This is a genomic window from Streptomyces sp. NPDC059917, from assembly GCF_042730635.1.
In the GTDB taxonomy this organism is placed as follows: domain Bacteria; phylum Actinomycetota; class Actinomycetes; order Streptomycetales; family Streptomycetaceae; genus Streptomyces.
Genome location: NZ_JBHWLC010000085.1, coordinates 1 through 17764 on the forward strand (window position 1 = coordinate 1; position 17764 = coordinate 17764).

General features: G+C 72.5%; 17 protein-coding genes and 1 pseudogene. 3 read left to right on the forward strand and 15 right to left on the reverse strand.

Annotated elements, in window-relative coordinates; genetic code table 11:
* The 4 genes and pseudogenes from ACFWAR_RS33210 to ACFWAR_RS33225 form a co-directional block, all read right to left on the reverse strand.
* Window positions 1-715: pseudogene (locus tag ACFWAR_RS33210) on the reverse strand (hypothetical protein); the annotation flags it as partial.
* Window positions 716-769: 54 nt separating this feature from the next.
* Window positions 770-1150 carry a PPOX class F420-dependent oxidoreductase gene (locus tag ACFWAR_RS33215; protein ID WP_385785406.1) on the reverse strand — a complete coding sequence of 127 codons (381 nt, stop codon included), beginning with the start codon at window positions 1148-1150 and terminating at the stop codon, window positions 770-772.
* A gap of 9 nt (window positions 1151-1159) precedes the next feature.
* Window positions 1160-2515 carry an alginate lyase family protein gene (locus ACFWAR_RS33220; RefSeq protein ID WP_385785408.1) on the reverse strand — a complete coding sequence of 452 codons (1356 nt, stop codon included), beginning with the start codon at window positions 2513-2515 and terminating at the stop codon, window positions 1160-1162.
* Between the two features lie 80 nt (window positions 2516-2595).
* Window positions 2596-2847 carry a helix-turn-helix domain-containing protein gene (locus ACFWAR_RS33225; protein ID WP_385785411.1) on the reverse strand — a complete coding sequence of 84 codons (252 nt, stop codon included), beginning with the start codon at window positions 2845-2847 and terminating at the stop codon, window positions 2596-2598.
* A 78-nt stretch (window positions 2848-2925) separates the two neighbouring features.
* Here ACFWAR_RS33225 and map point away from each other — a divergent pair, with 78 nt between their 5' ends.
* Window positions 2926-3693, forward strand: a complete 768-nt coding sequence (gene map / locus ACFWAR_RS33230) for a type I methionyl aminopeptidase (RefSeq protein ID WP_385785414.1) — start codon at window positions 2926-2928, stop codon at window positions 3691-3693.
* A gap of 24 nt (window positions 3694-3717) precedes the next feature.
* Here map and ggt read toward each other — a convergent pair whose 3' ends face one another.
* On the reverse strand, window positions 3718-5523 hold the full coding sequence (gene ggt, locus ACFWAR_RS33235) for a gamma-glutamyltransferase (RefSeq protein ID WP_385785417.1): 1806 nt from the start codon (window positions 5521-5523) through the stop codon (window positions 3718-3720).
* Window positions 5524-5652: 129 nt separating this feature from the next.
* Here ggt and ACFWAR_RS33240 point away from each other — a divergent pair, with 129 nt between their 5' ends.
* Complete coding sequence (locus ACFWAR_RS33240) at window positions 5653-6378, forward strand: hypothetical protein (RefSeq protein ID WP_385785420.1); 726 nt, start codon at window positions 5653-5655, stop codon at window positions 6376-6378.
* On the opposite strand, the gene ACFWAR_RS33245 is transcribed toward ACFWAR_RS33240, so the two are convergent.
* From ACFWAR_RS33245 to murJ, 5 genes are all read right to left on the reverse strand, one after another.
* Window positions 6338-7597 (reverse strand): cytochrome P450, encoded by a 1260-nt coding sequence (locus ACFWAR_RS33245; protein WP_385785423.1) that lies wholly within the window; start codon window positions 7595-7597, stop codon window positions 6338-6340. The genes ACFWAR_RS33240 and ACFWAR_RS33245 overlap by 41 nt on opposite strands.
* A gap of 70 nt (window positions 7598-7667) precedes the next feature.
* Window positions 7668-8189 (reverse strand): hypothetical protein, encoded by a 522-nt coding sequence (locus ACFWAR_RS33250; RefSeq protein WP_385785425.1) that lies wholly within the window; start codon window positions 8187-8189, stop codon window positions 7668-7670.
* Complete coding sequence (locus ACFWAR_RS33255) at window positions 8186-9631, reverse strand: ATP-binding protein (protein WP_385785428.1); 1446 nt, start codon at window positions 9629-9631, stop codon at window positions 8186-8188. Before ACFWAR_RS33255 ends, ACFWAR_RS33250 begins: the two co-directional genes overlap by 4 nt.
* Window positions 9632-9636: 5 nt before the next feature.
* Window positions 9637-10317: a response regulator gene (locus tag ACFWAR_RS33260; RefSeq protein WP_385785431.1), complete on the reverse strand. Its 681-nt coding sequence runs from the start codon at window positions 10315-10317 to the stop codon at window positions 9637-9639.
* Window positions 10318-10356: 39 nt separating this feature from the next.
* On the reverse strand, window positions 10357-12084 hold the full coding sequence (gene murJ, locus ACFWAR_RS33265) for a murein biosynthesis integral membrane protein MurJ (RefSeq protein WP_385785433.1): 1728 nt from the start codon (window positions 12082-12084) through the stop codon (window positions 10357-10359).
* A 374-nt stretch (window positions 12085-12458) separates the two neighbouring features.
* Here murJ and ACFWAR_RS33270 point away from each other — a divergent pair, with 374 nt between their 5' ends.
* Window positions 12459-13697: an Ig-like domain-containing protein gene (locus ACFWAR_RS33270; RefSeq protein WP_385785436.1), complete on the forward strand. Its 1239-nt coding sequence runs from the start codon at window positions 12459-12461 to the stop codon at window positions 13695-13697.
* 226 nt (window positions 13698-13923) lie between these two features.
* On the opposite strand, the gene ACFWAR_RS33275 is transcribed toward ACFWAR_RS33270, so the two are convergent.
* The 5 genes from ACFWAR_RS33275 to ACFWAR_RS33295 all read right to left on the reverse strand — a co-directional run bounded on the left by ACFWAR_RS33275 (window position 13924) and on the right by ACFWAR_RS33295 (window position 17745).
* Window positions 13924-14805, reverse strand: coding sequence for an amino acid ABC transporter permease (locus ACFWAR_RS33275; RefSeq protein ID WP_385785439.1), 882 nt, complete (start codon window positions 14803-14805; stop codon window positions 13924-13926).
* Window positions 14802-15446: an amino acid ABC transporter permease gene (locus ACFWAR_RS33280; RefSeq protein WP_385785441.1), complete on the reverse strand. Its 645-nt coding sequence runs from the start codon at window positions 15444-15446 to the stop codon at window positions 14802-14804. The genes ACFWAR_RS33275 and ACFWAR_RS33280 overlap by 4 nt, the downstream gene beginning before the upstream one ends.
* Before the next feature lie 17 nt (window positions 15447-15463).
* Window positions 15464-16396 carry a glutamate ABC transporter substrate-binding protein gene (locus ACFWAR_RS33285; protein WP_385785444.1) on the reverse strand — a complete coding sequence of 311 codons (933 nt, stop codon included), beginning with the start codon at window positions 16394-16396 and terminating at the stop codon, window positions 15464-15466.
* Window positions 16397-16408: 12 nt separating this feature from the next.
* Window positions 16409-17152, reverse strand: coding sequence for an amino acid ABC transporter ATP-binding protein (locus ACFWAR_RS33290; protein WP_385785447.1), 744 nt, complete (start codon window positions 17150-17152; stop codon window positions 16409-16411).
* Window positions 17153-17304: 152 nt separating this feature from the next.
* Window positions 17305-17745: a DUF6278 family protein gene (locus ACFWAR_RS33295; RefSeq protein WP_385785450.1), complete on the reverse strand. Its 441-nt coding sequence runs from the start codon at window positions 17743-17745 to the stop codon at window positions 17305-17307.
* Window positions 17746-17764: the final 19 nt, after the last annotated feature.

Sequence of the window (17764 nt, forward strand, 5' to 3'; positions counted from 1 at the left end):
CGTCCGGGGCGTCCGCGAGCCCGGGCGGGGCCGCGACGGCCGCCGCATCGCCGAGAGGCGCCCCTCCGGCGAACCGCGCCCCGCCGCTCCTGCGGGGCCTGCGGCTCGCGCCGCGCCCGCCCGGGGCCGGGGTAGCGGACCCGGGCCCGGCCTCGGCGGCCTCCCGCGGACCCGCCTCCGGGCGGCCCACCGGCGGCCGTTGGCGCGGGACGGCCGGGAGCGGGGGCGCCAGGGCGGTCAGCCGGTCGGCGAGGTCCGCGCAGCGGGAGGCGGCGCGGGCGAGGTCGTCTCGGGTCCAGGACAGCTCCCGGGCCAGCCCGGCGGCGACCGCCGGGTCGGCCGCTCCGGACAGCCGCGCGGTCAGATCGTGTACGGCCCCCTCGCAGGCCCCGCGCTGCGCACCGGTGGCCGCGAGCAGCACGTGCAGTTCCGCCTCGCCGCCGGGCTGCCGGTCGTGGGCCAGGACGGCGGCGGCCCGCAACCGGGCCGCCCGGTCCGCCCGTTCGGCCGCGTACGGCGCGCCCCGCAGCCGCGCCAGGTCCTGGAGCAGCGATTCCACGACGTCCCACGGCGGTATCGCGTCCCCGTCGAGACAGGCCCGCATCCCGTCCGGGTCCCGCCGCAGGAACTCCCCGTACCAACCCGCCCCGGGATCGAGGGATCCCGTCAACTCCCTGAGATGTGCGGCCAGTTGCGTGATCGCGGTCGAACTCACCGTATCCATTCCCGCATTGGACCTCACCCGTGTTACGGGCGGGCTACGGGAATCTCAAACCCTGACGGCGATCCCGGTGTGGGGACGCTTCCCGCCGCGGGCGAGCAGCGCGGGAAGGTCCACCGCCCAGTACTGCCAGGTGTACTTCTTGGCCAGCAGCTTGCGCACCCGGTTCAGGGTCGCGCCGTCGAGCAGCCGGGCCTCCCCCTCCAGCGCGGTCGCGCCCTCCGGGGAGCGCCCGCGCACGTCGCAGGCGATGACGGAGACCCGCCCGTTGTTGCGGATCCGCTTGACCTTCCAGGTGTCGCTCTTCGTCCAGATGTACACCTCGCCGCCGTCGACCACGAACCACACCGGCGTCGCCACCGGCGTCCCGTCCTTGCGGTAGGTGGTGAGACTGACGTACCGGGACCGGGCCAGCTCCTCAAGAGTCATGGCCCGAGACTAGGCGGTCCCCTCTGGAGCCCCGCTCGGAGCCCGGCTCGCGGGACCGTCGACCGGCCGGTCCGCGGCGTCCTCCCGCGCACCGTCCCCGGCGCCGCCGTCCCCCGCGCCGCCGTCCTCGCCCCGCGCGTCCACGACCGGCCCCCGGCCCGCCGCGGGCGCCTCGCCGTGGGTGAGGGTCTCCCAGGCCACGAACAGGTCGTCGGTCCCGGCCGGTCGCATCGCCTCGACCAGGCGGCGGGTGTACGGGAGGTCCGCGCCGGTGCGCGTCGCGTAGTGGTGCAGGGCCACCTCCAGGTCCGGGCCCATCGTGCGCTCGACCTTGCCGCCGCAGAGCCACTGCGGGGCCTCCTCGCCCAGCTGGTACTTCGCGTGGAACTCCAGCGCGGCCTTGATCCGGTCGCCCTCCTCCCCGTAGAGGTCGACGCCCTGGTACCAGGCGGTCTCGGCGATGTGCGCGGACGCGGCCAGGGAGTAGCCGACGTGCATGAGGTTGCGGCAGGTCTCCTGGGCGACGCCGTCGACGTAGGTGCCCTGGTCGAACCAGTACGCCTTCACCTTGTCCGGGGTGTCGATGGCCGTGTGCACGGGGGCGATCGGGTGCGGACCGTCCTTGCGGAGGTAGAAGTACGCCGGCACCCGCGTGCGGAACCGGTCCAGCGACTCCTTGAAGACGGCCTGGTCCTCCAGGAAGACGGCGATGGACAAGGAGGCGTCCGTCATCGCCAGTTCCCAGTTGCCGTTGTACGTCGGCACCTGGGCCCGCACCGCGGGCAGGTAGGCCGTGCGCAGCATCTCCTTGAAGCGGTCGACCTGCGACTTCTCCCAGTTCGGGTAGTCCGCGTGGACGATCTCGGCGGCCCGCGCCCAGGTGGAGCCGGACCAGGCGGCCTGCAGCCCGCCGTTGTCCTTCTCGTGCCGCTTCATCCGCGCGGACCAGGCGTCCATGATCTCGACGGCCTTGCGGACGTGTGCGGTCCGGCCCGTCACCGACCACAGCAGCGCGTGAGTGTAGGCGGCGATGGCGTCCTGGCGTTCGTCCAGGCAGGACTGCGGGCCCGAGTTGAAGGGGCAGGGCACCACGTCGGCCGGATGGGCGGTGTAGGAGAGCGAGGCGTACTTGCTCCGCTGCAGGTCCTGGTAGGCCGTGCGCCAGGGCTCCTTCCCCTCCGCGACCATCTTCTTCGCGTGCTGGAGCTGGGTGTGGCTGACGACGACGCCGGGGTGACGGAAGACCACGTCGCCCGGCTTCTTGGCATGGGCCTGGCCGTCGGGTGCGGCGCAGGCGGCGAGCAGCAGTCCGCTCGCCAGCAGGGCTCCGACGAGACCGAGACCGAGTCGCTTGGATGCGTTCATGGCTGACACGCCTTCACGCTTGCCCCGCGCCCGGCTCCTCCCACCGCCGATTGGGCCGTTCGGCGGACGAAGACGTCCCGTCAGACGGGTACGAAGGCGCAGCGCCGCATCAGGTCGTCCATCGAGAGGCCGAGGGCGGCGGCGAGGGCGGCGACCGTGAAGAAGGCGGGCGTGGGGGCCCGGCCGGTCTCGATCTTGCGCAGGGTCTCGGCCGAGAGCCCGGCGGCCGCGGCGACCTCGACCATGCTGCGGCTGCCGCGCGACTCGCGCAACAGGGCGCCCAGGCGCTCGCCGCGCTCGCGCTCTTCCGGGGTGAGGGGGGTGCGGACCATGCCCCCATGCTACCCCGGCACCCCATTTCTATACCGTTACGAGTATCCCGGTATAGAAATACCGGTATAGTAATCGGCATGGTGGAACTCAAGACGACAGAATCGATCGATGCGATGCGCGCGGCCGGCCGCGTGGTGGGCCGCGCCCTGGGAGCCGTGCGCGCGGCCGCCGACGTCGGCGTGTCCCTGCGGGAGCTGGACACGGTGGCCCGGGAGGTGCTGCGCGCGGCGGGCGCGGGCTCGCCCTTCCTCGGATACCGGCCGCGCTTCGCGCCGGTGCCCTTCCCCGCGGTCGTGTGCGCCTCGGTCAACGACGCGATCGTGCACGGCATCCCCGACGACTACCGGCTGCGCGACGGCGACCTGGTCAGCATCGACTGCGGGGCGACCCTGGACGGCTGGGCCGGTGACGCGGCGGTCAGCTTCACCGTCGGCCGGGCCCGTCCGGCCGACCTCGCCCTGATCGCGACGGCAGAGCGGGCCCTGGCCGCGGGGATCGCGGCGGCCGTCCCCGGGAACCGCATCGGCGACATCGCCCACGCGATCGGCAGCATCGGCCGCGCGGCGGGGTACGGCATCCCCGACGGCTTCGGCGGTCACGGCATCGGCCGCGAGATGCACGAGGATCCGGGCGTGCCCAACGAGGGCCCGCCGGGGCGCGGCATGAAGCTGCGCCCCGGCATGGTCCTCGCGATCGAGCCGATGCTGGTCGCCGGCGGTACGGACGACTACCTGACCGACGGGGACGGGTGGACCCTGCGGACCGTCGACGGCAGCCGGGCGGCGCACGCGGAGCACACCGTGGCGATCACCGCCGCCGGCCCGCGGATCCTCACCCTCGCCTAGGCGTCCGTACGCCCGCCCCGGTCCCTACGGGCGCCCGTGCGGGCTGACGACCATCGCGGCGCCGCCGCCGCGCCGGGTGGTCTCGGCTGCGGCGAGCCAGCGGCCGTCCGGGAGCCGCTGGACGCCGGTGGCGGCGCCGATCTCCGGATTCTGTCGGAAGCCCTGCCCCAGGGCCTCCAACTGGCCGCGGACCGGGCTGTTCCACAGCCCCGGTTCCAGCTCGGTGGTGGTCTGGTTGCGCTGGCTGGCGCGCGGCGCGGCGATCGCGTCGACCAGCGGGAGCCCGCGGTCCAGGGTCCCCACGAGGGTCTGGAGCACGGTGGTGATGATGGTGGCGCCGCCCGGGGAACCGACGGCCAGCACCGGCCGCCCGTCCTTCAGGACGATCGTCGGGGACATCGAGGAGCGCGGCCGCTTGCCCGGGCCGGGCAGGTTCGGGTCCGGGACGCCTGCGGCGGCCGGGGCGAAGGAGAAGTCGGTCAGCTCGTTGTTCAGCAGGAAGCCGCGGCCGGGAACGGTGATGCCGCTGCCGCCGGTGGATTCGATGGTGAGGGTGTAGGAGACCACGTTGCCCCAGCGGTCGGCGACCGTCAGGTGGGTGGTGTTCTCCCCCTCGTAGGTGGTCGGCGCGGCCTTCCCGGTGGTGGCGCAGGGGGCCGGGTGGCGCGGGTCCCCCGGCGCGAGCGGGCTGGTCAGCGCCTTGTCGGGCAAGATGAGGCAGGCCCGGGAGTCGGCGAACTCCTGGGAGAGCAGCGCTCGGGTCGGCACGTCCTCGGCGGCGGGGTCGCCCACCCAGCGTCCGCGGTCGGCGAAGGAGACCCGGGAGGCCTCGATGAACCGGTGCAGGTACTGGGTCTCGGAGAGCTTCCCGAGGTCGCTGCGCTCCAGGATGTTCAGGGCCTCGCCGACGGTGGTGCCGCCGGAGGACGAGGGCGCCATGCTGTAGACGTCCAGGCCCCGGTAGCCCACCCGGGTGGGGGCCTGCCGCTTGGTGTCGTAGGCGCGCAGGTCCTTGGCGGTGAGGTCGCCGGAGCGGACGATCCGGGTGGCGGCCGGGTCGACCGGGGGCTTGCGGACGGCGGCGACGATGTCGTCGGCGATCGGGCCGCGGTAGAGGACGCCGGTGCCCTTGCGGGCGATCTCGGCGTAGGTGGCCGCCAGGTCGGGGTTCTTGAAGGTGGAGCCGACCACGGGGAGCGCTCCCCCGGGCAGGAAGAGCTTCTTCGTGTCCGGGAAGTCCTTGAACCGGTCCTGGTTCAGCTCGGTCTGGGCCCGGAAGGTGGCGTCCACCGTGAAGCCGTCGCGGGCCAGCTTCTCGGCGGGGCGCAGGAGTTGGCCGAGCGGGCGGCTGCCCCACGCGGCGAGGGCGGTGTCCCAGGTGTCGGGGGTGCCGGGGACGCCGACGCCGCGGCCGCTGGTCTGGCCCTGATCGAAGGGGATCGGTACGCCGTTCTCCTGGAAGAGGGTTGCGGTGGCCGAGGCGGGGGCGGTCTCGCGCCCGTCGATGGTGTGCACCCGGCGGGACTTCGCGTCGTAGTAGACGAAGTACCCGCCGCCGCCGACGCCCGCGGAGTACGGCTCGGTGACCCCGAGGGCCGCGGCGGTCGCGACGGCGGCGTCCACCGCGTTGCCGCCCGCGCGCAGGACGGCGATCCCGGCCGCCGAGGCGTCGGCGTCGACACTGGCCACGGCTCCGCCGTAGCCGACGGCGACCGGGGACTTGGGCGGCGCGGCCGCGTCGGCGGCGGCCGAGGGCGGGGCGGCGGCGGTCGCCGCGAGGGCCGCGGTAAGGGCGAAAAGGGGTAACGCGCGTGCGGTGGGACGGCGCATCGAACCTCCAGTCAAGGCAATGTGCCCGCGAGCCTAACGGCCGGCCGGCGCCGCGTCAGGAAGGCCCGGATTCCGGCCCCGGCGCCCGCGCCTGGCACGACGGCGAGGTCACCCCCTACGATCCGCCGCATGAACGACGACGTACGCAACATCGTGCTCGGGGTGGTGGCGACCGCCGTCAGCGGCGGTTTCGGCTGGTTCGCCCGTACGTACCTCTGGCGCCGGGCGCTGCGCCGCAAGCAGGCCTTCTTCGGGTTGCCGCCGGGCTCGGACTGCCTGTTCGTGGTGAACCGCCAGATGGGCGGGAACGAGGGCTCGGTGCACCGCAACGACGCCTTCGCGCTGCTGGAGATATCGGCACTGATCAAGGACTGCGGGGCGAACGTGCAGATCGTCTCGCACGACGGGGTGCGCCAAGGCTTCGGCGAGCGGGCCGAGTTCTGCGTCGGCGGGCCGATCTCCAACGTCCGGACCACCGCCCACCTCGCCTCGATGCTGCCGGGGGTACGGGTGGACCTCACCAGCGAGCCCGGGCCGGACCGCGGCGCCATCCACGTCGGCGGCGAGGTCTACCGCTGGGAGAAGGGCGCGGTGGAGCACGTCCTGCTGGCCCGGCTGACCAACGGGCGGGGCGCCCGCCCGGTCTTCCTCATCTCCGGGCAGACCGCCATGAGCAACCAGGCGGGGGCCCGCTACCTGGCCCGCCACCACCAGCGCCTCGCGCGCACCTACGGCGCGGAGTCCTTCTGCGTCGTGGTGAAGGTGATCAACTCCGACGCCTACGGGCCGGACGTGGCCGAGCTGATGGCGGACGTCACCCGCAGCGCCCGGACACCCGAAGCGGCAACCGCGTGATCCCGTTGATGAAGTTCGACACCAACCGTTTCGGTTCGCCGGTGAGTTCGGGCGGCGGCAGCGCCGCGCGCCATTCCTCGTGGAGCACCCGGAGCTGAAGCCGGGCGAAGTGCGCGCCCAGGCAGACGTGCGGCCCGTCGCCGAAGGAGACGTGCGGGTTGGGCGAGCGGCCGAGGTCGATCCGGCCCGGGTCGGCGAAGACCCGTTCGTCGTGGTTGGCCGACGCGTGGAAGACGACCACCTTGTCCCCGGCCCGGATCCGCCGGCCGGCCAGCACCGTGTCCCGGGTGGCGGTGCGCCGGAAGCTGAGCACCGGCGGGTGGACGCGCAGGAGTTCGTCCACGGCCCGGTCCACCGGGACCAGACCGGCGGCGAGTCGCCGAGCGGCTTCGGGGGCGCGGGCCAGGGCGAGCAGTCCGCCGGGGGCGGCCGATCGTACGGTGTCGTTCCCGGCGACGGTGAGCAGGAAGAAGAACATCTCCAGCTCCCCCTCGGCCAGCTCCGCGCGGGCCAGCACGCTCATGAGGTCGTCCGCGGGACGGGCCCGCTTGGCCGCGGCCAGCTCGCGCGCGTAGTCGAACATCTCGCCGAGCAGCGCGGGCGAGCGGGGGTCGAGGGGCACCCCGTCCGGGCCGAGCCGCGGCGGGGGCGCGTCCTCGGGATCCTGGTAGCCGATGATCCGTACGGTCCACTCCAGCAGCAGCCCCCGGTCGGCGGCCGGGACCCCCATCAGGTCGGCGAGGCCCAGCAGCGCGTACTCGTCGGTGATCGCGCCCACCACCTCGACCGAGCCGTCCACGGCCGCGTCGCGGGCGGCGGCCAGCAGGCGGCGGGCGCGCTCGCGGACCCGGCCCTCGAAGGCGTCGACCCGGGCCGGGGTGAAGGCGCGGGCGAGCATCCGGCGCAGCCGGCCGTGGTCCGGGGGGTCCTGGTTGAGCATGGTGCGCCGGATGAAGGGCAGGTCGGCGGGGGCGGGGTCGCGGATCTGGGTGGCCCCCAGGTGGGAGGAGTACCCGGCGTGGTCGCGCAGCACGCGCACCACGTCGGCGTGCCGGGTGACGGCCCAGAATCCGGGTCCGGCGGGCCAGCCCAGGACCTCCGGCTCGGCCTGCCAGGCGACGGGATGGTGGTCGCGCAGGATCCGGTAACGCGCGTGCGGGACGCCCGCGGCGTACGTCCGGGGGTCGAAGACGTCGGGGACGCCGGGGGCGTGGTCCATGGGGCCACGGTGACGGGCGGGCGCGGCGCACCGCAAGGGGGCGGGGCCGGACGGCGGTGCGCCCTCGCGGTCAGTGTGCGAGCGGACAGCGGCGCGGGCTCTTCGTCCCGTCCACGGTCACCAGCACCACCTCGGCCTTGGCCGACGCGTCCACCGCGACGGCGGCGGTGCACACCAGCTGGTCCTTGGCGGTGTCGGACAGGTCCGCGTCGCGGAAGGAGGGGAGCCGGACGGTCAGCTGCTTCGCGCCGGCGAATTCGACGCGCACCGGTCCGACCGTCTTGTCGGTCCGCGCCGGCAGTTCGGTGCTGAGCCCGGCGTCGCGCTCCCGGGTACCGGGGCCCGACAGCAGGCGGGCGAGCAGCGCTGCGGCGGACTGGCGCGGCTCGTGCAGGACGGTCGGCGCGAGCCGCCCGTCGGGGGCCACGAAGTAGAGGACGTCGGCGCTCCGGGGCTCGGTGACCGGGACGTTCGCGGCCCGGCCGCTCTCGACCACCCCGGTCGGCTCGATCCCGCAACCGGCCAGCGCGACCGCGCCCACCAGGGCGAGGGCGACCGGCGGCGCGCTGCGCACGCGGTTCCAGCGGCTCACGCGCCCGCCTCCAGCGGCATGTCCACGGTGAACACGGCGCCGCCGGACGGGCCGTTGGCGGCCCTGACCGTGCCGCCGTGCAACCGGACGTTCTCCAGGGTGATGGCGAGGCCGAGCCCGCTGCCCGCCGACCGGGTGCGGGCCGCGTCCGCCTTGTAGAACCGGTCGAAGATGTGGGGCAGTGCCTCGGGGGCGATCCCGGGGCCGCTGTCGGCGACCTCGACGGTGAGCCGCTCGCCCTCGGGGTGCGCCCCGGTGCGGGCGGTGATCCGTACCGGGGCGCCGCCGTGCCGCAGGCCGTTGCCGACCAGGTTGGCGAGGACCACGTCGAAGCGGCGCGGGTCGAGTCGGGCCCTGATGCCCTCGGGGAGGTCGGTGACCACCTCGTCCGCGCCCCAGTGCCGTCGTTCCAGGGTCTTGCCGACCGCCTCGGTGAGGTCGACCTCGTCGAGGTTGAGTCCGGCGGCGCGGGCGTCGAAGCGGGAGATCTCCATCAGGTCCTCGACGAGCACGGCGAGCTTGCCGGTCTCGGCGCTGATCAGCCGCAGCGCCTTCGCGGTGTCGGGGTCGAGGTGCTCGGCGTCCTCGTCGAGGACCTCGGTGACCGCGAGCATCCCGGCGAGCGGGGTGCGCAGCTCGTGCGAGACGTCGGCGGCGAACCTGCGGGCACGGGCCTCGGCCTGCTGGAGCTCCTCGACGGAGCGTTCGAGGGCGCCGGCGGTCTCGTTGAAGGTCTGGGCGAGCCCGGCCAGCTCGTCGGCGCCCCTGACCTCGATCCGGGTGTCGAGGCGGCCGCGCCCCATGCGCTGGGCGGCGGTGCGCAGGTTGCGGACCGGCCGCAGCACGCTGCGGGCGGCGAGGAGCGCGGGGACGAGGGCGACGGCGAGGCCGGGCAGGGCGCCGGTGCGTGCCGCGTCGACCATCAGGGCGACGGTCTGCTCCTCGCCCAGGAGCGGCATGACGGCGTAGAAGACGGCGCCGGTGGGTTGGGTGAGGCCCTGGCGGGTGAAGACGGAGGGCACGCCGATGACCAGGTGGGTGCGGCCGTCGGTCTCGACCCGCTGGAAGGCGGCGTGCGGGTTGACCTTGATCTGGTTGCGCAGTTTCGCGCTGACCAGGGGCGAGGTGACCGGTCCGCCGAAGTCGGAGGAGACCCGCAGGGACCCGTACTCGCCGTAGACCGTCCAGGCGTGCGGCTTGCCGCGCTTGCCCAGCTCGTTGACCTGGCTCTGCAGCCCGATCCGGTCGATCGGCAGCGTCGTGCCCGCGCCCTCCAGCTGTTCGCGGAGCGTGGCCACGGCGGTGTCCTGGCTCTGGGTGAGGATCGCGGTGCGCGCCTGCCGGTAGGTGAGGGCCGCGGTGGACACGGCGCTGATCGCCGCGACGAGGAGGAAGGCGGCGATCAGCCGGCTGCGCAGGCCCAGGGGGGCGATCCGTCGCACGGGGGCTACAGGGGGCCGAAGCGGTAGCCGAAGCCGCGCACGGTCTGGACGTAGCGGGGGCTGCCGGGGACGTCCTCGATCTTGTTGCGCAGGCGCCGGACGCAGGCGTCCACGAGGCGGGCGTCCGCGTGGTAGCTGTGCTCCCACACGTATTCGAGGAGCTGTTGGCGGCTGAAGACCTGCTCGGGCGAGGCCGACAGGTGCAGCAGCAGCTTGATCTCGCTGGGGGCGAGGGCGACGTGGTCGCCCTTCTTCGCGACGGTCAGTCCGGCCCGGTCGATGGTCAGCTCGCCGTGGTGCTCGGTGCCCTGGGGGCCGGCCGGGGCGGTGAGGCGGCGCAGCACGGCCTTGATCCGGGCCTCGATGATCTCGGTGCGGGCGGGCTTGACGATGTAGTCGTCGGCGCCCGCCTCCAGGCCGACGACGACGTCGAAGTCGTCGCCGCGCGCGGTCAGCATGATGACCGGGACCTGGCTGGTCTCGCGGATGCGGGTGCAGACCTGGACGCCGTTGATGCCGGGCAGCATCAGGTCGAGCAGGACGAGCTCGGGCCGGAACCCGGCGAGCTGGGCGAGGCCCGCCTCACCGGTCTCGGCGGCATGGACCTCGTGGCCGCGTCTGCGCAGGCCGAGTGCGACCCCTTCCCTGATGGAGGGGTCGTCCTCTATGAGCAGTACGCGTGGCATGCGGTAAGTGTCCCAGGTGCTTGGAGCCGGTTATTCACCTTATCGGCCCAGTTTGCGCCTCAAGGAATCCAGCAGGTCGGTGATCTCGGTCAGCCGCAGGGGGCGGGCGAGGAGTACGACGGTCAGGGCGAGGGCCACGGTTCCCGCGGCCAGCGCGGCGAAGGTGCCGAGCCCGTCGGCGGCCCGGGCGGCGGCGTGGCCGGCGGCCCCGGCCGGCAGGCAGGCGACGACCAGCCGCAGGTGGCTGCCCAGGGCGGTGGTGCGTCGCCCCGCGTCGGCGCCGGTCCGCGGTCCCAGCCGACGGGCGAGGGCGTACGCCGTCACCCCGGCGCCCGCGAACAGGGCCACGGTGTAGGCGCCGGCCATGCCCGTGACGGCCCAGCGCGGCGGCAGCAGGACGTACGCGACGACCGCCAGGGAGCCGTTGAGGACCGCGATCACCAGGTTCAGGAAGAACGGGGTGCGGGTGTCGGACAGGGCGTAGAAGCCGCGCGAGAGGACGTACTGTCCGGAGAAGGCGATCAGGCCGGGGGCGAAGGCGATGAGCATGCCCGCCATGACCTCGATGTCGGCGGCGCCGGTGCGCCCGTACTCGAAGACGCTGCCCATGACCCAGGGGGCGAGCGCGGCGAAGAGCGCGGCCGCCGGGACGACGAGGGCGGCGCTGGTGCGCAGCGCGTAGGACACGTCACGGCGCACCCGGCCGAGGTCGCCGTCCGCGGCGGCCGCGCTCATCCGCGGCATCAGGGCGGTGACCAGGGAGACGGTGATGATGCCCTGGGGGACGATCCACAGTTGGTAGGCGTTGCTGTAGGCGGTGTAGCCGGCGCCGCCCGACAGCCCTTCCAGGGCGGCGCGCTGCCCGGTGGTGGTGGACAGCCTGGTGATCACCCAGTAGGCGATCTGGTTGGTCAGGACGAGCATGACCAGCCAGCCCGCGTTGCGCAGCGGGCGGGCGAGGCCTCCGCCGCGCCAGTCGAAGCGGGGGCGCCAGCGGAAGCGGGCCGCGCGCAGCGAGGGGACGAGGGCGAGGGCCTGGACGACGATGCCCGCGGTGGTGCCCCAGCCCAGGAGGTGGGTCTCGGCCGCCGTGAGGCCGCCGGCCCCGCCGTGGGAGAGGTGGAGGAAGAGCCCGAAGACGGCGATGATCACCACGTTGTTGAGGACCGGGGTCCACATCATGGCGCCGAACCGGCCGCGGGCGTTCAGCACCTGCCCGAGCAGGGTGAACAGGCCGTAGAAGAGGATCTGCGGCAGGCAGTAGCGGGCCAGGGCGACGGTGGTGGACGCCTGGGCGCCGTCGTAGCCGGTGTACGCCGAGACGATCAGCGGGGCGCACAGGACCGCGACGGCGGTGAGGACGACGAGCGCCGCGGTGCAGGCGGTCAGCAGCCGGTCCGTGTAGGCCGCGCCGCCGTCCTCGTGCTCCCGCGCGGCGCGGACCAGCTCGGGGACGAAGACCGCGTTGAGCGCGCCGCCGACGAGCAGCATGTAGAGGATGTTGGGCACGGTGTTGGCGACCGCGTAGCCGTCGCCGAGCAGTCCGGTGCCCAGGGCCGCGACGACGACGGCGGAGCGGACGAAGCCGGTGGCGCGCGAGACGATCGAACCGGCGGCCATGAGGGCGCCGCTGCGCAGCACCGACCGCTTCGCCGGTGCGGCGGACCGCTCGGCGGGCACGGCGCCCGCGGGGCCGGGCGCCCGGGTGTCGGTGGCCGTCACCGGCGGGCCGGGCACGCACGGCGCCGTGTCGGTGCGGCCGTCCATCGCAATCTCCCATGTGCCTGGTCGGGGTCGAGGGTGGAGGGTACCCCGCGCACGCCCCGTGGAGCACGGCGCGCGGGGTCCGGGCGGCGGCGGGCCCCGCCGGGCAAGGGACTTGTGGCCCCCTTTACGGCGCCGGAGGTCCTTTTACCCGCTCCGCGAGGGGGCATACAAGGAAACGGACGCCCCGATACCGGAATTCGGAGCCCCGCGCGCGCCCGCCGGGCCGAACCGGCCGTCCTTCGTGACCGGATGATGACTGTTTCGCTGCGGTACAGGTCACAACCGAATTACCGATGTTTTTCCGGGAATGCGCAACCTAATGTCGTCGCGTTCGCTCTTTGTTTGCGAACGATCATCACTTCGGAGGGGTTTCGTTGAGCCGCACACGCCGTACCGCATCGTCGCGTCGCCAGGTCCCGGGAGCGCGGGGCCGCCGGGCCGCCCTCGCCGCGACCGCGCTGCTGGCCGCCGCTGCCCTCACCGCCTGCTCGGGCGGGGCGGGCGGAGCGGACGGCGGTAAGGCCGAGATGAAGAAGAAGGAGATGTCCGTCTCCGTGAACCTGACGGGCGACCGGGTCAAGGCGGGCGAGCCGGTCAAGGTGACCCTGGCCGAAGGCAAGTTCGCCCAGGTGAAGGTCACGGACGGCAAGGGCGGGGAGCTGGCCGGGAAGATATCCGAGGACGGCAGGACCTGGACCTCGGAGCGCAACGCCTCGCCGGGCCAGGACTACAAGGTCGAGGCGCAGAACACCGAGAGCCAGAGCGCGACCACGCAGTTCAAGACGACCGCCGCCGACAAGGTGAACAAGGTCACGATCAATCCGGGCAAGGCCAACGGCGTGGTGGGCATCGCCCAGCCGATATCGATCGTCTTCGACAACCCGGTCAAGAACAAGGCCGAGGTCGAGAAGCAGTTGCAGGTCACCACCTCGAACAACACCGAGGGTTCCTGGGGCTGGTTCAAGGACTACTCGGGCAACGACCGGGTGGACTGGCGTCCCAAGGAATACTGGAAGTCCGGGACCGACGTGAAGGTCGACATGAAGCTGAACGGCGTCGATTCGGGCAGCGGTTACTTCGTGAAGGATTACAACACCGAGTTCAAGATAGGCAAGGACCGCCGGATGAAGGTGGACCTCGACAGCAAGACGATGTCGGTGACGGAGGACGGCCAGGTCGTCAAGAAGATTCCGATCTCGGCCGGCACCCCGGGCGGCCAGAAGGCCTCCTGGTCCGGGAAGATGGTGCTGATGGCCAAGGAGGGCACCATCCGGATGGATTCCCAGACCGTCGGTCTCGGCGACTCCTACGACAAGATGGTCGACAACTCGATGCGGCTGACCTGGTCGGGCATGTACGTGCACGCCGCGCCGTGGAACAACGCCAACTTCGGCAACGCCAACACCAGCTCCGGCTGCGTGGGGATGAGCGACGCCAACGCCACCGCCTTCTACAAGGAAGCCCAGGTCGGCGACCTGTTCGAGGTCGTGGGCGCGGGCTCCAAGGGCCAGGCCGACATCGGCAACGGCTACGGCGAGTGGAACCTGGACTGGGCCGCCTGGCAGAAGAAGAGCGCGCTGAACGGCTCGACCGCCGGGGCCCAGAACGGCTGACCCGCCCGTGCGCCGACCCGCCGCGCGGGTCGCCGCCGCCCCGCGCCCCCGCCGCCCGTGGACCCGCTCCCCAGAGAGCACAACCCCACCGGGGCGCAGCTGACCTTCTCCTCGCCGCGCACCGATACGCGTCCTGCGTGTCGGTGCCGCTGCGCGAGCAGTGATCCACGGCTGCTGCCGGGCGGGGGTGGCTCTCTCGGGGGTCGCCGCGCGGGCGGACCCGGGGCTACCGCCCGCCCGGCAGCGGCGTCCCCGCCTCGGCCGGGCCCACGCGGGCGGCCTCGGTCTTGGGGTTGCGCCGCTGGCGCCGGGCCATCCAGGTGGCGAACCAGGACAGCAGCATGCACATCCCGATGTAGATCGGGGAGATGATCATCACGACCGGGATGAAGGGCAGGTCGTAGTCGAGGTTGGAGGCGATCAGCTTGCCCGCGTGCAGGAACTCCTCGTAGGTGATCAGGTAACCGAGCGAGGTGTCCTTGAGGGCCACCACGAGCTGGCTGATGATGGTCGGCAGCATCGCCCGGACCGCCTGCGGCGCCAGGACGAAGGTCATCACCTGCGTCTTGCGCATCCCCAGGGCGTACGCGGCCTCCCGCTGTCCGCGCTCGACCGCGTTGATCCCCGTACGGAAGACCTCGGCCAGCACCGAGCCGTTGTACAGGGTCAGCCCCGCCACCAGCGCGGGCAGCGGCTGGACCTTCAGCGCCACGAAGATGAAGAAGATCATCACCAGCACCGGCATGGCCCGGAAGAACTCCACGCACAGCGTGGCGACCCAGCGCACCGGCCGGTGCAGGGAGAGCCGCCCGGTGGCGAGGACCGCGCCGAGGACCAGCGAGAGCACCGACGCGTAGGCGAAGGCCTTGAGGGTGTTCCAGAGCCCCTTGAGCAGCAGCCGCTGGATGCCCTCGTACTCGAAGGGGGTCCACTTGGCGGCGGTGAACTGGTCGGTGTCGAAGAGCAGGTAGACGATCCAGCCGAACAGGGCCAGGATCACCGCCGTCGACGCCATCCCGTAGAGGAAGTGGCGGCGCCGGGCGCGCGGGCCGGGGATGTCGTAGAGGGCCGTGGACTCCAGGTCCCCGTGCAGCGCGTGTGCGGTCATCGGGCGACTCCCCAGCGCTTCTCCAGCACGTTGAAGAGCGCGCTGATGGACAGGGTGATGATCAGGTAGCCGACGGCGATCCAGACGAAGGTCCAGATGATGCTGTAGCCCAGCTCGTTGAGCGTCTTGTACGTGCCCAGCAGCTCGGTGACGCTGAAGGCGCCCGCGATCGCCGAGTTCTTGGCCAGGGCGATCAGCGTGGAGCCGACGGGCGGGATGACCGAGCGGAAGGCCTGCGGGAGCACCACCGAGCCGAGCGTCTGACCGAAGGACATGCCCAGGCTCCGGGCGGCCTCGCCCTGGCCCTTGGGCACGGTGTTGATGCCCGAGCGCAGCGCCTCGCAGATGAACGCGGAGGTGTAGCAGCCCAGCGCCAGGACCGCGAAGAGCTGGAAGGGCAGGACCAGCCCGAAGCGCGGCAGGCCCAGCAGGACGGCGAAGAAGAGCAGGGTGAGGGGGGTGTTGCGCAGCACGGTCACCCAGACCGTGCCGAGCACCCGGAAGGAGCCGATCGGCGCGACCCGGAAGGAGGCCATGACGAAGCCGAGGACCAGGGCGAGCAGGGAGGCGTAGCAGGTCAGCTCGACCGTGCCGAGGAATCCCTTGCCGTAGAGCGAGAAGTTGTCGGTCAGTACGTCCATGTCTTCGCGGACTCCTCTCAGCTCGCGGGGTAGCGGTCGATGGCGGGCGGCGTGGGGGCGGGCACTCCGGACAGGCCGAGGGTGGCGTCGTAGGCCTTGGCCCAGTCGCCGTTCTTCTCCTGCGCGGCGAGGGCGTCGTCGAGGGCGAAGCGCAGCGCGTTGTCGGAGCGCGGTACGCCGATGCCGTAGGGCTCCTTCGAGAAGGGCTTGCCGACGACCTTGAGCTCGTCCGGCACCTTGGCCGCGTAGCCCAGCAGGATCGAGTCGTCGGTGGAGACGGCGTCGACCTGGTAGGTCAGCAGGTTGTCCACGCAGACGGAGTAGGTGTCGTAGGCGACGAGGACCGCCTTGGGAAAGTCCTTCTGGAGCCGCTGGTAGGGGGTGGAGCCCGCCGCCGAGCAGACCTTCTTGCCCGCGAGGTCCGCCGGGCCGTGGATGTCCTTCTCGCCGCGCCGGACCAGCAGGGACTGGCCGGCCATGTAGTAGGGCCCGGCGAAGCCGACCTGCTTCTTGCGGTTGTCGTTGATCGTGTAGGTGCCGACGTAGTAGTCGATCTGGCCGTTCTGCAGGGCCGTCTCGCGGTTGGCCGAGGCGATCGTCTTGAACTCGATCGTCTTGGGGTCGAAGCCCAGGGAGGCGGACATCATCTTGGCGATCTCGATGTCGAATCCGGAGTAGCGGCCGCTCGCGGGGTCCTTCTCCCCCATGTACGGCTGGTCCTCCTTGGCGCCGACCACCAGGTGGCCGCGCCGCTTGGCCTTCTCCCAGGTCCGCGAGTCGGGGAGGCTGAAGCCGGTGTCCACGCGGTAGACGGGCAGGTCCTCGGGCTGGGGGCCCTTGACCGGGGGGCTGCCGGACTTGCCGCAGCCGGCCGCGGCGCCCAGCAGGGCCAGGGCGAGGGCGAGCGCGCGGGCGTACGCGGGCAGCCTGGAGGTGCGTGTCGCGTTCATCGGGCCCGCCCCTCAGTGCTTGAGGATCTTGGAGAGGAAGTCCTTGGCCCGCTCGCTCTCGGGGGCGGTGAAGAACTCCTCCGGGGTGCGGTCCTCGATGATCTTCCCGTCGGCCATGAAGACGACCCGGTTCGCGGCGGAGCGGGCGAAGCCCATCTCGTGGGTGACCACGACCATGGTCATCCCCTCGCTGGCGAGTTGCTGCATGACCTCCAGCACCTCGTTGATCATCTCCGGGTCGAGCGCGGAGGTCGGCTCGTCGAAGAGCAGCGCCTTCGGGTTCATGGCCAGGGCGCGGGCGATGGCCACGCGCTGCTGCTGGCCGCCGGAGAGCTGGGCGGGGTACTTGTCCGCCTGGTTGGCCAGGCCGACCCGCTCCAGCAGCTCCCGGGAGCGCTTGTCGGCCTCCTCGCGGCCGCGCTTCCTGACCTTCGTCTGCGCGAGCGAGACGTTGGCGAGCACCGTCTTGTGCGCGAAGAGGTTGAAGGACTGGAAGACCATGCCCACGTCGGCGCGCAGCGCCGCCAGGTCCTTGCCCTCGGCCGGCAGCGGCTTGCCGTCGAGGGTGATGGTGCCCGACTCGATGGTCTCCAGCCGGTTGATCGCGCGGCACAGGGTCGACTTCCCGGAGCCGGAGGGGCCGATGACCACCACCACCTCCCCGCGGCCGACGGTGAGGTTGATGTCCTGGAGGACGTGCAGTTGCCCGAAGTGCTTGTTGACGTCCCGCAGCTCGATCAACGGATCGACGGCCATACGCTGCCCTGCCCATGTGTCGGTGTGTCGAGGTCAGCGCAAACTATCCAGCGGTGAAGGCGACTTCACCGCGACACGCTCGACACGCCTAAAAGCGACATAAACGTCACCGGCCGATCCGGGCGCCGACGGTCGCCCGCGGTCGCTCCCGATCAGCCTTCGGAGGCCTCGGCGTAGATCTGGGACAGCTCGGGCGATCCGGTCATCGCCCAGGACACCCCGGACTCCACCACGTTCAGCTCGCGCCCCGAGGCCAGCCGGATCACCGGCTGGCCGTTGGGCCACACCTGCCAACCGCAGCCGGGCAGGGTCTTGATGATCACCGTGCCGAGGTAGAAGCCCGCGTCGTTGCCGAGCCAGGGCGCGGCCTCGGGGTCCCGCCGCCAGCGCGGCATCAGCTGGTCCAGCGCCTCCAACGAGTCGGGGGTGCCGTCGAGTTCGAGGCCGGCGGCCCGGACCTGGACGCGCAGCATCTCGCACTCCGCGAACATCTCGCCCACGCCCTCGGGATCCTCCGCGAGGGCGGCGGCCAGGGCCGCTCCGTGCTCGGTCTCGTGCCGGTTCAGCCAGTGGTCCAGGAACGGGATGTTCATACCGCCCAGCCTGGCACCC